We start from the raw sequence: 13,281 nt of genomic DNA on the forward strand, positions 1-13,281 counted from the left end.
CGACAGTTCCGGTCACTCAACTCCGACGGTCTTGACAGATGCACGTTCGAAGAGGCGCTGGCGCTCGGCGGCCAAGACCTCTCGGACGAGCTCTGCCTCGGACAAGTCCACGGCCTCCGGGCTCGAGTCAGCCATGTCGCTGACCCGGGCGAACTCGTCGAAGATCCGCTTCTTCCCCGCCAGCAGTTCGGTGATTCGTTGGTCGACGCCGTCCTCGGACAGGAGCCGGTGGACCTGCACGGACTGCACCTGTCCCATGCGGTGCGCGCGGGCGATGGCCTGCGCCTCGGTCGTCGGCTTGAGCTGCGGTTCACAGATGACGACGACGGACGCGGACTGGATGTTGAGCCCGACGCCACCGGCCACGATCTGGGCCACGAGGACCGCGCCGTGCCTGGCTGACGAGAACTGATCCACCAGCCGCTGGCGTTGGCCAGCCGGTACAGAGCCCGTCAGTGGCCCGAACACCGGCCCGGGCAACGACCAGGCCACGAGGCCGAGCACCTCCCTGAAGTGGGAGAACACGATGACACGGCGCTCGTTCTCTTCCGCTTCGCGGACGATCTCGATCAGGCGCTGCATCTTGGTGGACTGGGGTCCCTCGAGCATTGCCGCTTGGCGCATCTCCATGAAGTTCCCGCGCTCGACCGCGCCCCGATACCGCGAGCTGTCAGCTCCGGAGAGGGGTAGCCATTCCTCGACCTCGATGAGCTCCGGGAGTTCGGTGAGCACGTCCTCCTGGTTTCGGCGCAGGTACGCTGGCGCGATCTGCCGGCGGAACGTCCGCGGCGACAGGTCGCTGGCGTCTACGGTGAGATCCGGGCGTACGTAGGAGGCCAGGTTGCGGAACTCGTCGACCTTGTTCTCCAGCGGCGTACCGGTGAGCAGAATTGCGCGTTCCGATCTCGCGACGAGTCGCTTGGTCCGGATCGTCCGCTGCGCTTGGGGGTTCTTGATGTAGTGGGCCTCGTCAACGACGACGCAGGCCAGGTCGCGGAGTTCCCGTAGTGCGGGTTCCCACCACGCCAGCGTTTCGTAGGTAGTGATGGCAACGCCGCCATCGCGCATCCACGTTCGGGCTGCGCGTTCGCGTTCCGGTCCGTGGACTCGGCAGGCTCGCAGTTTCGACTTGGCGGCGACCTCGCGGACCCAGTTGGTCACTACTGCGGCCGGGCAGACCACCAGGAAGTGGGTTTTGCCTCTGCTGCGCAGGTGTGCGAGGACCGCGATCGCCTCGACGGTTTTACCGAGGCCCATCTCGTCCCCGATGATGACCTTGCGCTGCACGAGGGCGAAGCGGGCGCCGAAGCTCTGGTAGCCGCGCAGCGACGCCGTCAGGTGTTCGCCGTTGAGCGCCTGGTCGCGTACCGCCTGGATGATTTCCTCGGGGAGATCGCCGTGCGACGCGTTTTCGTCTTCGGTGACGAACCCCAGCTCGGCGAGCAGGGCGAAGTAGTCGGCGGGTCGGGCGAGGAAGTCATCCCAGGGGTCCGCGCCGACGTTCCTCCGGCCCGATGCGGACGACATGCCCAGCAGCTCGGCTCGCCGTTTGACGATCTGGATGCTCTCGGTGAGTCCAGCGGCGGCGAGTTGCCTGGTCGGGATCACTAGCAGATGGCTGGTCTCGCTGTCGATCGCTGCTCGCAGCGGTGCGAGTTCCGATGCACGTTCGAGGTCCGCAGCCGCACCTCGGGTCTGCCGGCACGAGTCCCATTCGGCGAGGCAGCGCAGCAGCTGGGTGGTTTCGGGGTGGCGGTGGTTGATGTCGATGCGGACTGGCATCTCGTCGTACGTCGTCTGCCAGAGGGTCTGCGCTGCTCCGAGCATGCGCCGAGCGGAGGTTTCGCCGACGCCCGGTAGCGCCTGGAGGGACCAGCCGCAGTCCAGCACTTCCTGCACCGTCCTGACCCCCTCTCCGTAAAGCGGCCCCAGCCGGAGGCGATCGCGGGTAGCGGTCTTCAACGCGTCCACCGGCATCTCGTGCAGGATCCGTTGGACCTCGGCGCGTCTCACCTTCTCACCGGCGTCGCGGGCCGCCGACCTGTACGAGGCTTCGCCTGCGACGACCTTCGCGATGGCGTCCAGCGCTTCGGGCAGCCCGTCGATGACTGGCCGGTCCAGGATCTCAGGTGCCGGGCCGGTCTGCCCGGATACGAGGTCGAAGCGAAGTGCAGGGTCGAGCAGCGTCTGGAACCCGAGCCGTCGGGGATCGACGGGCGCGGTGAAGACGCCGAGCCGCTGCAGTCGACCAGGGCCGTCGCTCTGGAGGAACGCCGCATGGTGACGACGCAGGAACTCGCTGGCCGCCTCCGCCGATTGCTTCTTCGCCGCACCGGCGAAGAAGCGACGCACCCCGAGCATCGGCGCGACCTCGGTGATGGCGTGGGGTGCGTCGGTCGTGAGGAGGTGCAGCAGCGTGCGGTCGGCAGCGGTCAGCACGGGGAGTGTGGCCCGCTCCCAGAGGCGCATGACGACTCCGGCGTCACTCCTCCGGAGTGTGAGTACACGCCAGGCGGCCTGGCCGGCCCAACCCACTATGACGCTCCGGGACCGCATGTTCTTTTCGTCGCGGCCGGCTGAATCTACGACAGCCTGGCGCCAGTCCTGCACGCCTTCGGCACGGCGACTCCACTGGCTGAAGTCCGCCGCGAGGCGACGAACCTCTTCGCGCTCCGTCTTGTTCATGCTCACCGCAGACATCGAGGGGGTTTAGGGACGGTATCGTAGTGCACCCCTTACACGAACGGGACTCCGAAGACAGCTGTCGGGAAGCCGACGCACGACAAGTGCAGCACCTGCCGGCCTGTGCCGATCTTGAGCTCGTCAGTAGTGTCGGTGCTCGTCGGTATGCTCTGCGGGCTGTCGAGCTGGAGGTGACTGGTGCGGCTCGAGGATCTCTCGTCCGGTCTCCGTGTGGCCGGTGTGGTTCCTGGCGAGACGGTCTCGGTGCTTGTCGATTTCCGAAGTGGACTGCGCGGATGATCGAGGTCCTCTGCACGAATTCTGGTCGGTGGGCGGACTTGGTCACCTTCCGTAAGGCGCGGTCAGCGGCATGAGTAGCCCTGTGTCAAGCGGCGGAGGCGAGGACGGCCTGCAGCGCTCGGTGGCGGGTGGGGTCGTAGGCGACGCGGTCTTGCCAGCAGCGCCAGATCACGTGCAGCCAGGCGCGGGCGAGGATTCGAGTGGCGTGGGGGTGGTCATAGCCTCGAGCCCGGGCCCGCCGGTAGAGGTCGGCGGCCCAGGGGCACGGCGCTGAAGGCCGCTTCGGTGTATGGCGCGCGGATGACCCGCCCACCCGGCGCTGCGCCAAATATCGACGAAGGTTCAGCGCCATAGACCTCTGAAGGTCACAGCGTGGCATCGGAGCAGGGAACGGATTCTGTCGGACCGTGGCTATACGGTCCGGGCTGTGAGTACCGCCGTCGAGAAGACCCGCCTGAGGACCAGGTGGCCGTGCGGTTTTGGTAGAGCCTGTCCAAGTTGATCGACAGTAATTAGGAGGAGGGGCTGGTGGGCAGGTCAGACATGCTGCGCAGCGAACTGGCGCGCCTGGAAGCCAAGGCCGCAGACCTGACGAAGGAGATCGCCCGGCACGAGGATGACGCCGGCAAAGCCCGGGCGGCTGCCGAGAAGAAGCGCAGCGAGGCAGCCCGAACGAAGTCGGAGACAACCCGTCGCTCCGCGCTGTCGGCTGCGGAGCGGGAGGACAAGAAGGTCGCCGCCACGACGAAGAAGCTCGCCGATGCGCGTAAGAAGTACGCCGACAACCAGAAGATGATCGCGTCCAAGCAGCAGTCCCTCACCGCGGCATTGAAGTCGGAGCAGCAGGCCGCAGACTCGGCCGCGAAGCAGCGGGCTGATCGAGAGCGCGCGGACCAGCGGACACGTGACCGAGAGAACGAACGGCGCCGTCGCGCCGAAATCGAGCACGCGAGAGAGGTCAACCGGCTGCGCCAGCAGACCGTCCAGGTGCGTTACGTGCCAGTCAAGGAACCCGAGCCCGAGCCCCTACGGGTGCTGTACCTGACGGCCAACCCCCACGCCGTGGAGAAGACGGTGACCCACCCTGACGGAACTGTCGTCACCGATGGCGTGTGGTTGCGCGTTGACCAGGAGGTGCGCCAGGTCAAGCAGCAGCTGCGCGGCGCCAAACACCGTGAGCTCGTCACTGTCGAGCACCTTCCGGCTGCTACCGCCTCGGATATCGTCGACGGGCTGAACGACCACCGCCCCCACGTTGTGCACTTCTCGGGTCACGGAGACTTCGGCAGACTGCTCATGGAGGCGACCGACGGGAACCTCAAGGGTGCCGAGCTGGAGTTCGACCTGCTGGCCCGCGTGCTGAGCGCCACCAGCACACCGCCGACGCTACTGGTCCTTAACGCCTGCAACACCACCTACGGCGTGGAAGCGCTACTCCCGGCCGTCCCCGTCGTGATCGCGATGAGCGATACCATCAACGACACCGCAGCGATCCTCTTCGCCGCCCGGTTCTACGCCGCCATCGCGGCCGCGCAGCCTGTCGGGATCGCGCTCGAACAGGGAAAGAACGCCATGCGGCTGGCAGCCCTAGACGGCGACGCAGACCTACCGCAGATCACCACTCGCGACGACATCGACGTTACCGCCCTGTTGCTAGTACAACCGCGCTAGCAACAGGGCGGTGGCATGCGATAGGGACCGGGTGTCGGGGACATGGGACCACCGTGCCGTGCACCCGGCGGGCTTCGGTGAGCGACTCGACGCCGGAGGCGGCCAGGAACCTGAGCCAGTGCTGCAGGTCCGCCGATACGCCGCGCGGGTGTGCGGGGAGGCGTACCCGGTCAGCCACTCCCGCAGCAACTCTCCTCAAGTTCGTCGTCGCCGACGGCGCCCCCACTGCCGGGCACCACCGTGGGGGGAATCAGTTGAGAGCCCTCGCCAGACGGTCAGCAGCGGGTTCTCACCGGAGTGTCAGCAAGGTCGCCGAGGTACCAGCCCTTGGCATCGTCCGCAGTCCGCGCTGCCAGGTTCAACGCCGCGCCAGCGCCCAGCTTGTTGCGGATCGCGGTCGAGAGCGCCTCGAGCAGTTCCTCGGCTTGGATCTTCGCCATGTGCGCCCCGCCCTCGCACTGTGGCGGGATTAGCGAGCGCCTGCCCAGGGCTCCGTTGAAGGCGTTGAACGCCACCGACACCTCGTTGCTGGCGAACACCGCGCCGCGGGCGCCGAGCTTGGCGCGTTCCACGGGGCCGAGCCGAAGGTCCGGACCCGGCGGGAAGTCCACCCGGCTCGGACCGCGACGCACGTCGCGGTCGTGCGCCTCGATGAGCGCGATCACCCGGCGGGTCCGGCCAGGCCCGACCGGGAACGCAACTGTCCGTCACGCTACTGCTGGGACCCGGCACAGGCGCCACCGCCGCCAGTTGGGCCCCTGCTGGCACCTACCATTACTCTCAGGCGGCCCCTCCGAAAAGTCCCTGCGTCCGGTGCAGGTAGGTGTAGTTGGCGGCGCCCCTGCTGGCATCGCGCCGCGACCGTGTCGTTGCGACGTTGACTGCTCCGCCGGAGAGAGCCATCAGAGGTACGTTCAGGTCCGGTTGCGCGGCTGCTCCGAAGCCGGCGGCAAGAGCGACAAAGGCCGCGACCGGACGGGTTACCCAACCCCATTTCGTGCTGCGTGCCGCGGCGTCCAATTCCGCGGTCGCTTCGGTCAGTTCTCGCTCCACAAGGCGAAAGGCGTCTTGTGGGTGACGGTCCGCCTGCTTCAGCTGGTGAAGGAGGTCGTCGATGGCAAGCATCAGTCTTTGCCGCTCGGCGTCGTACTTCGTTCTGAAGCGCACGAGATCACCGATCATCACGTCGTCTCGTGGTACCGGCAGAAGCGGACCCACATTAACCTGCCAGCACGCCGTCACGTCGTAGCCGGGAGTCGGGTCAGTGCCAAGCCGGTGCGCCTCTTTGATGTCGGTGTGCGGGCGTAGCCCTTGTGGGCCGCTGCAGCCCGACTGAGCGTTAATGTCGGCAGCGATACGCCCGGCGATGAGGCTGACGACGACGTTCAGCAGCGCTGGCGCGGCGACCAGCCGCGAAGGGCTGTCAGGGTGCGGGTACACCAGCCTCCGTCGGAGCAGCTCTTTCACAACACTCTTGTGCAGCTTGTCCACATGGAGGGTGCTGAACTCACCACGCGGCGGTTCAGCTGGCGGAGTCAGGGCATCGAGCGGCACTTGCCGCAGCGCATGATCGAGTTCCATCTCGATCTCGAAGAGCTCGAAGGGCCCGAACGCCCGGTGCGCCTCGAGCGGCCGGTAAAGGCCGGCGTCCTGAACCTCCTTCATCCGTGGGCTTAGCCGGTTTTCCCATCCCGGGGCGACGAGCGTAGCGAGGTCATCCCAGTACAAGATCGCTTGCTGGAGAACGGGTGCCGGCGCGTTTGCGAACGGGTAGTAGAGCATCCCAGCCATGCCAACCTCCATCGAAAGAACTCGCGGCGATTGATGCCAAGGAATCTAGCGCCTGCTGCACAAGAATGTTCCGAACGCATGCCGGCGAGTACAGGAGCCTGCCGGGCCGCAGCGGCAGTCGTTGGCCGCTACCGGTCTGCCGGTACAGCTTGGCTGCTCGCGCACGGTTCGGGACTCACTGCCGTCGATCATCCGCGCGTACCTGCTGTGCGACTCCGGGTCCTGTCGCACCCCTATGCCAGAGTGGTCAGCGTGCGATTGACCGACGACGGCGGCCGGGTGCTCGACGCCGAATGCTCCGTGGAGCCCGATGGCGATCACATCGCCGTCATCCTTGAGAGTATGAGTGGCCGGGCCGATGGCAGACCGCCGCGGAACACGGACTACCGGCCCGCACTTGAGCTGATCTTGACTCGTCTCAAGGAACGCCGAGCTGTCATCAAGTCCGCCATAGTCGACTCACGGCGAACTCAACTACTTCCCGAGTCGAGCCGTAGCCTGATCAGCGAGCCCGTTCATCTGGCTGACGTTCCCGATCCTCACGCATTACGGCGGCAGCTGACCAACGCGCAGACGACGATCGGGCAGGCGCCCGATGCCCGCCGCCCCGGCAACAGCACCAAGCGGATACGGCTACGTATCGTAGTCCCTGGCTACGGCTCTTCCGACGCAGTCCGCCTAGCGGCGGATCTCGCAGCAGGAGCATCACCAGAGGCAGACGGTGAACCCGGCCGTCTCCCGCTCCCGATACGTCAGCCGGCTTCCGGCAGCCATGTCGCGCATCCCGGCAGAAGCAGCCGGTCCGGCGGTTCCGGGTACATGACAGACCAGGTGCTCAAGGTCGCGCTTGAGCAGCACGCAGTGCGGACTGTCATGGACCACTACCGCGATGTCGAGGGATACGAAGTTGAGGACGTCGGCAGTCGGGAGAGCTACGACGTCCGGGCAACGCGCGGGACCGAGGAGCTGCACATCGAGGTCAAGGGCTCGTCAGGGCTAGCGAACAGGGTTGAGCTCACGTCCAACGAGGTCGATCACGCGTACGGCACCGACACTCACCTCGTGATCGTGGACGAGATCCAGTGGCGCCGGCTCCCCGACGGAACCATCGAAACGAGCGGAGGACGAGCTCGCCGTTGGACCGCGTGGGCCCCCGCAGACGAGCACTTGACGATCACCCGGTATTGGTACCGCCCGCCCGCTCACACCGATGAACTACCGCTGCGGCATGAGATCACGGCCTGAGGGGTTCAACTTCTCTGACGGCCCTTGCCCAGCACCTGGTGCTGCCTCGCCTACCCGCTGCATCGGTCTCAACTACTCCCGGTCGAGAGGTCCGCCAGCGTTACTCAGGGCGACAGTACCAGGCACCTCTCCCCCTTATCGATATCCGAACAACGGCGCGCCGGATCGGACCGTGACTCCAGCAACTCTCGTCGAAGTCGATGGGGCAGGGACTCCTGCCCCTGCCCCACCTGGTCAACGGCATTTACCCATGAGCTTCTGGCTTCGGTTTGCGACTGCTGAGCATGCGCACGGTTGTACCGATCTTGATCGGAGCATCGTCGGGGCCTCTGAGGAACGGGTTGATGTAGACGGGGCGGCGCAGCGCTCTGCCTGGCCCGTATGGCTGGTTGCGCCAGTGGCCGGACACCCAGAACCGGTTGGTTTGCGGGCGTCCTGAGTCGCCTGGTGCCGATCGGATGCTGGTCGGTGTGGTGCTTTTGGCGCGGATGCGGATGATCCGCACCTCGGGCGCGGGTCGGTTGGTGCGGACGTAGGTCTTGCGAACGGCCTTGTCGATTTCTGCTGTCGTGACTTCAGCGGCCTGCTGCGCGATCAGCAGCCATGTTGCGATCAGCGCTGCCGCTTGGTGATCGCCGGGCAGCACATGCTGCTCGCGAACCTGGGCAGTGCTCATCGGGGCGAGCCAACCCACGTGTTCGCGGAGTCGCTGGAGCGGTTTGCCGTCCAGTCCCCCGCCGATCGTGCGGTAGTTGACCAGTTGCCAGCCGTCGCGGTTGGCGGTCCAGGACGCTGCGGTGATCTGCCGACTCGTCGCCGGCCGCGACCACACGAGCAGTCCGTCCGTCGAGGGCATGAGGTCGCGGCTGATGGTGACGTCGGGGAGCTTTCCTGCGGCGTATTCGGCCAGGTCGGTGAAGTCGCTGTCGATCCAGAACAGGCGTGACCGGTCCAAGCCGACGGCGATCTGTTGACGTGCGTCGGTGGCGGCGAGCGCGCCGGGGAGGCCGTCGTTGCCGCGGTAGAAGCGGGCGAGCCGGTCGCGCACCTTCGGTAAGTCGCGGGCGGCGAGGGTCGTGGCGGGCCAGGCGGTCGTCGTAATTAGCGTGCGGCTCGGAACCCGCGCGTCCAGAAACGCCAGGTGCAGCTGCTCGATACGTTCTCGCGCCTGCGAATCCTTACCGAGGCCGAGCGCCTGGGCGGCCCGGTCGACGACCTTGTTGTTGCTGCCGTCGTCGATGTAGGTCTGGCAGGTTGCGCACGCCGCCCACGCGTCGCCGAAGTTTTGCACCAGTCCCCCGGTCGTGCCGATGGCGACGGCGGAGACTTCGCCGCCGAGGAGCGTCCACGTCGGGTACGGGTCCCCGCAGAAGTCGCAGGTGCGGCGGACGGTGTCGAGCTGGCTGACCGGGACGGGTACTGGCTCGTGTCCGTCGGTGTCGAGTTGGATCGGGTGCATGTAGGTGGGCGGTGTACCGATGGTGTTCAGTGGGGAGAGGCAGATCCGGCAGGCCATCTCCTCGCGGGCGGCGGCCGTCATGCCGTCGCCTCCTGGTTCAGCTGTCCACGGTCGCGGAGACGAGGTCCTCGACGGCGCCCGGCGGCGGGCATCGCCATACCCGGCTCGTAGACCGCGTGGCGGTTCCGGCCGTGGTGTTTGGCGTGGTACATCGCCATGTCGGCGCGGCGTAGGGCCACCTCCTCGAACGGGTCGGTAGCTTCGGCGAGCGCTAGGCCGACGCTGGCGGTGACGGTGACCGTGACGGGTTCGCCGTCCGTGGTGAGTTCGACGGGCTCGGAGATCATGGCCACGAAGGTGTCGGCGATGCGAGCCAGGTCGTCGGTGCGGACGGGCAGCAGTGCCGCGTACTCGTCGCCAGAGAGCCGCGCGGCGGTGCCGCCGTGGAGTGTGGCGATGCCGTGGATGCGGTTGCCGATCTCGACCAGGACCTCGTCCCCTCGGTCGTGGCCGTGGGTGTCGTTGACCGGTTTGAAGTCGTCGAGGTCGATCAGGACGACGATGACGGGCCCGGCGCTGTGGGCCTCGGCGAGGGCGGCGTGCGCGGTGAGCAGGCCGGCGCGGTTGAGCAGGCCGGTGACCGGGTCGTGTTCCAGCTGCCAGAGGGCGTCGGTGAGTCGGTTGTCGAGCCGGCGGATGAATGGCCACATGGTGAGGCCGCCGAGGGTGAATGCCACCAAGGCGGTGGCGATCATGATCAGTGGTAGGGACACTGGAGTCCTCCAATTGGTTGGAGAACCCGGGACGCGGCGTTTCGTAGGCGGGCGTCCCGGGTCCTGATACGACGACGGCCCGCCACGTGGCGGGCCGTTCTTCCTGTGTGTGCCGCCCGGTTCGCGGCACGGCCGGGCTGCCTCCTTGAGGGGCACCATCGGCAGGGCTCAGCGGGCGGCTGATGAGGGCCGGTGTATGCCCGGTCGACCGGGCCTCACGCCCTGGGGCGGCGGGCGCGTTCCTCGGCCAGTTCGACGATCTTGTCGCGGCGCGCGGCGGAAAGGCCGGCGAGCAGCTCGACGTACTGCTGTTCCTGCGCGGTGACGGACTCGGCAAACGCCGCCTTGTACGCCAGGCGCGCTGCCTCGTGTGCGGCCTCGATCGCACCGCTGTGGTCGTAGGCGACGACGACCTGACGCAGTTGCTCGGCCGCAGCGAGGGGGTCGCGGGACAGCGTGATGTCGTAGATGCGGAAGTTCGCTGGAAGGTCCGCTGCGCCGATCGCGGTGATCAGGCATAGGTTGGCCTGGACGTGGTAGGCGTACGCCTCGGTGCGGGCCGGCGTTTCCCCGCGAGCCCGCACGGCGGCGCGTTCGGCGTTCCAGCGCAGCCGCGCTTCTTCCGCCTGCCTCGCGAGGGCGAGCAGCATGCTGCGAGTGGAATCCATCCTGTTCCTCCTGATGCTTGGGGGGTTTCGGCTATTCGGTTGAGGGGTTGGTCCGGCCGGTGGCGATTGCCTGCTCGAACACCGATGGCGGGAGTCCGGCGTGCAACGCCTGCCGCAGCAGGTCGGCGAGTTGGTACGCGGGGTCGACCTGCAGGGCACGGTCTGCTGCCATGGCGGCCAGGGCGCCGTCACCGCACCTCCACGCGGCGACGGCGAGCAGGGTGGCCGGTGCCGGAACGAGTGCCTCCTCGACGCGGCGGGTGACGTCGGCCCAGAACGTGACGTGCTGGTCGTGCGGCTGGGTGAGTTCTATGGCTAGGTCCCGCGCTGATGGCCGCTTCAGGAGCAGGGTGAGCCAGGCCACCTCGTCGTCGGTGAGGCGCTTGCCGGCGTCGTGCTGTCGTAGCGCGTCGCGGACCGCTTGCGCGCCGGCTTCGTCCACGCGTGTGCTGCCGACGACGGTCAGCGATTTCAGACGGGTGACCGCCGCCCTGGTGGCGCGGCGTATGCCGTCACGGGCGGCACCGTCGACGGGCGCGAACCGGGCAGCCACGGCTGCCCGGTCCGGTAGCGCGACCAGCCCGGCGGCGGTCGCCTGCACGGCGACGAGTGAGGCGGTGGGGTCGAACGGGATTCCCTGCGGCGGGCAGCAGGCCGGGTTGTCGCAGGTCAGGTTGAAGACCCGCGTACCGGTGACCCGCAGCAACTCCCGGACCGTCATGCCGCTAGCGGTGAACGCCTCGCCGACCGTGCGCAGTGCCGGGTCAAAATGGTCGGCGTCCCCGTACCCGACGATCATGATGTCGGTGATCGGCTGCTGCCGTCGCACGACCGGGACCAGGTTGGCGGTGATGTCGAAAAGGTGGCTTGCGGGGGCGCCGAGGGCGGGCAGGTCGCTGCGGGCGGCGAAGACGACCCGACGGTCCCTGCTCGCGATCACAACGACGCTGCCGTCGCTGGGTCGGAAACCGAGGAGGTACGGCACCGCGGCCACCAGGTCGGCCGGGGATCGCACGGTCAACTTGTTGTCTGAGAACGACATGTCGATCTCCAATACGGATTCAGGGTCGGTAGATGGCGCAGGGCTTCAGTCGCGGTCGGGGTCCAGGTAGAGGTCGATACCGACGCTCTCGACGCTGGCGGTCACCGTGATCAGGGCATGGTCGATGCCGGGCAGCGCCCGGGTCAGGTCCGCGCGGGCGAGGGCTTCGGCCGCCGCCGCCGCGTCGTCGGAGGTGCTGTGGCCGCGGAGCCGCATCTCGTACTCGTGCCGCCACGGAATTCGCCAGCCGTCCTGGTCGCCGGTGGCGTACTCGGGGGTGGTCCAGCCGTACGCGGTCCACGGCCGCGTCTCGTCCGGGCTGCCGCTGGTGGTGGCGGCCCGCATCACGTCTCGTGCCGCGTCGCAGGCCTCCCGGGCCGTGTCGACGCTGACTGGCAGCGTCAGGTCGGCGACCACCGTGACGTGGTGTGCTCGGGGCAGCCGATCGAGCCCGAGATCGGCCAGGAACCGGTCGACCCGCTCAGCCGTGTGCTGGTAGATGCCACCAAACTCGTCGTCGATCAGGGCGCGGATCGCGCGGGCGCGGATGCTGCGCCGCAGGTCGGCGAGGATCTGCACCGCGGCGTCACGTGCCGCCGTCGCGGCGGTGATGTCGTCGGCGAGTTCGGTCAGCTGCGCCGCGCGGTTCACGGTTCGCGTATCGGCGTCGATGTCGTCCTGCGGGATGTCGTCGGGGCCGTTGGCGGCTTGCCACGTCAGCCCGGTCAAACTGATGCCGGCGTCAGCCAGCGCAGGCAGGTGGCCCTCGACGATTGCGCGTGCGGCTTCGTACGCGTCGGCTTCCCAGGTCGCTGTGACCCAGGTCTGGAGCGTGACCTGCACGGTGATGCGGTATCGCTGGGGCCCAGGCTGGTCGTTTCCGTTCGGCACGGGTGTCACGTCGAGGACGTGTCGCGGGTAGACCGCCATCGCCGGCTGCAGCTGTCGCAGTTCGTCCGGTACGCCGAAGCGGGCTTGCTCGCGGGCTTCGTTGTGGTCGGTGTGCGACCGCGTGTGCGACAGCTGCGCTTCGGCGGTGATGGTCCATCGTTGCGGCAGGGGTTCCAAACCCCAGGTGGCGAGGGCGTCTTCGCAGCCGGGCCGGCAGATCAGCCTGTTCCGCAGCGCGTCGATGAGAGCGAATCGGGCCTCGTCGGCCAGGGTCTGCCGCTGCTCGATAGCGGCGATCGTTTCGGTGTGCAGGGTGCGGAGCTGGTCCGCGAGGCTCTCGTCGGTCATCGCTGCGCCGCCCGAGTGCCGGCGGTGGCCAGGTGGGTGTCCGTGAGCAACTCGGCGTGTGAAGCCGACGCGCTGCTGTGAGCCAGGCGGGACACGCTGTACTCGGTGACGAGGGCGGCGACACCGTCGAGGAGGTCGGGCGGGGCGGCGTTGTGGTGCTTGGCGCGGAGGCCGTGTGTCAGGTGAGGCATCTGTCCTCCTTGGGACACGTTGAAGGCGGCCACCGGGTGGTGGCCGCCTGAAGGGATGGGGATGGCGCGCCCTGGCCGCGTGGGCGAGGGGCGTGCGTGGTGCCAGATCCGAGGCTGGCGGCGGCGGCCGACCGGAAATGGTGGGCGCGATGCCGTCGCGCGAGGCGTCAGATCAGAGGCACATGGAACGAAAGGAGAGCGTTCAGGCTAGCCGTGCCGG

Annotated in this window: 11 protein-coding genes and 1 pseudogene; 2 read left to right on the top strand and 10 right to left on the bottom strand. The window is 67.7% G+C overall.

The window, feature by feature from the left end; genetic code table 11:
* Nucleotides 1-12: 12 nt before the first annotated feature.
* Entirely contained in the window at nucleotides 13-2,685 is a 2,673-nt protein-coding gene (locus tag ABT006_RS30965; protein WP_350712044.1) for a DEAD/DEAH box helicase, read from the bottom strand.
* Between the two features lie 382 nt (nucleotides 2,686-3,067).
* Nucleotides 3,068-3,244: pseudogene (locus tag ABT006_RS35190) on the bottom strand (IS110 family RNA-guided transposase); the annotation flags it as partial.
* A 266-nt stretch (nucleotides 3,245-3,510) separates the two neighbouring features.
* Between ABT006_RS35190 and ABT006_RS30970 the strand changes: the two are divergent.
* Entirely contained in the window at nucleotides 3,511-4,653 is a 1,143-nt protein-coding gene (locus tag ABT006_RS30970; RefSeq protein WP_350712014.1) for a CHAT domain-containing protein, read from the top strand.
* A gap of 275 nt (nucleotides 4,654-4,928) precedes the next feature.
* Here ABT006_RS30970 and ABT006_RS30975 read toward each other — a convergent pair whose 3' ends face one another.
* Together ABT006_RS30975 and ABT006_RS30980 are read right to left on the bottom strand one after the other, a co-directional pair.
* A complete protein-coding gene (locus ABT006_RS30975) occupies nucleotides 4,929-5,318 on the bottom strand; it encodes a hypothetical protein (protein ID WP_350712015.1) in 390 nt (129 codons plus the stop codon).
* Nucleotides 5,319-5,433: 115 nt separating this feature from the next.
* On the bottom strand, nucleotides 5,434-6,444 hold the full coding sequence (locus ABT006_RS30980) for a DUF6236 family protein (RefSeq protein ID WP_350712016.1): 1,011 nt from the start codon (nucleotides 6,442-6,444) through the stop codon (nucleotides 5,434-5,436).
* Between the two features lie 252 nt (nucleotides 6,445-6,696).
* Here ABT006_RS30980 and ABT006_RS30985 point away from each other — a divergent pair, with 252 nt between their 5' ends.
* A complete protein-coding gene (locus ABT006_RS30985; RefSeq protein WP_350712017.1) occupies nucleotides 6,697-7,689 on the top strand; it encodes a protein NO VEIN domain-containing protein in 993 nt (330 codons plus the stop codon).
* 244 nt (nucleotides 7,690-7,933) lie between these two features.
* Here the strand turns inward: ABT006_RS30985 and ABT006_RS30990 are convergent, their stop codons facing one another.
* From ABT006_RS30990 to ABT006_RS31015, 6 genes are all read right to left on the bottom strand, one after another.
* Nucleotides 7,934-9,229 (bottom strand): hypothetical protein, encoded by a 1,296-nt coding sequence (locus ABT006_RS30990; protein WP_350712018.1) that lies wholly within the window; start codon nucleotides 9,227-9,229, stop codon nucleotides 7,934-7,936.
* Nucleotides 9,226-9,921: a GGDEF domain-containing protein gene (locus ABT006_RS30995; protein WP_350712019.1), complete on the bottom strand. Its 696-nt coding sequence runs from the start codon at nucleotides 9,919-9,921 to the stop codon at nucleotides 9,226-9,228. The genes ABT006_RS30990 and ABT006_RS30995 overlap by 4 nt, the downstream gene beginning before the upstream one ends.
* A gap of 215 nt (nucleotides 9,922-10,136) precedes the next feature.
* Entirely contained in the window at nucleotides 10,137-10,571 is a 435-nt protein-coding gene (locus ABT006_RS31000) for a hypothetical protein (protein ID WP_350712020.1), read from the bottom strand.
* Nucleotides 10,572-10,620: 49 nt separating this feature from the next.
* Nucleotides 10,621-11,631: a DUF4192 domain-containing protein gene (locus ABT006_RS31005; protein WP_350712021.1), complete on the bottom strand. Its 1,011-nt coding sequence runs from the start codon at nucleotides 11,629-11,631 to the stop codon at nucleotides 10,621-10,623.
* A 45-nt stretch (nucleotides 11,632-11,676) separates the two neighbouring features.
* Nucleotides 11,677-12,870 carry a hypothetical protein gene (locus ABT006_RS31010; protein ID WP_350712022.1) on the bottom strand — a complete coding sequence of 398 codons (1,194 nt, stop codon included), beginning with the start codon at nucleotides 12,868-12,870 and terminating at the stop codon, nucleotides 11,677-11,679.
* Nucleotides 12,867-13,061 (bottom strand): hypothetical protein, encoded by a 195-nt coding sequence (locus tag ABT006_RS31015; protein ID WP_350712023.1) that lies wholly within the window; start codon nucleotides 13,059-13,061, stop codon nucleotides 12,867-12,869. The genes ABT006_RS31010 and ABT006_RS31015 overlap by 4 nt, the downstream gene beginning before the upstream one ends.
* Nucleotides 13,062-13,281: the final 220 nt, after the last annotated feature.

Source organism: Micromonospora sp. NPDC002717 (assembly GCF_040295705.1).
Classification (GTDB): domain Bacteria; phylum Actinomycetota; class Actinomycetes; order Mycobacteriales; family Micromonosporaceae; genus Micromonospora.

Coding starts and splice junctions, on each gene's coding strand:
- ABT006_RS30965 (WP_350712044.1), bottom strand. CDS start 2,685: ATGAACAAGACGGAGCGCGAAGAGGTTCGTCGCCTCGCGGCGGACTTC.
- ABT006_RS31000 (WP_350712020.1), bottom strand. CDS start 10,571: ATGCTGCTCGCCCTCGCGAGGCAGGCGGAAGAAGCGCGGCTGCGCTGG.
- ABT006_RS30980 (WP_350712016.1), bottom strand. CDS start 6,444: ATGGCTGGGATGCTCTACTACCCGTTCGCAAACGCGCCGGCACCCGTT.
- ABT006_RS30990 (WP_350712018.1), bottom strand. CDS start 9,229: ATGACGGCCGCCGCCCGCGAGGAGATGGCCTGCCGGATCTGCCTCTCC.
- ABT006_RS31015 (WP_350712023.1), bottom strand. CDS start 13,061: ATGCCTCACCTGACACACGGCCTCCGCGCCAAGCACCACAACGCCGCC.
- ABT006_RS31005 (WP_350712021.1), bottom strand. CDS start 11,631: ATGTCGTTCTCAGACAACAAGTTGACCGTGCGATCCCCGGCCGACCTG.
- ABT006_RS31010 (WP_350712022.1), bottom strand. CDS start 12,870: ATGACCGACGAGAGCCTCGCGGACCAGCTCCGCACCCTGCACACCGAA.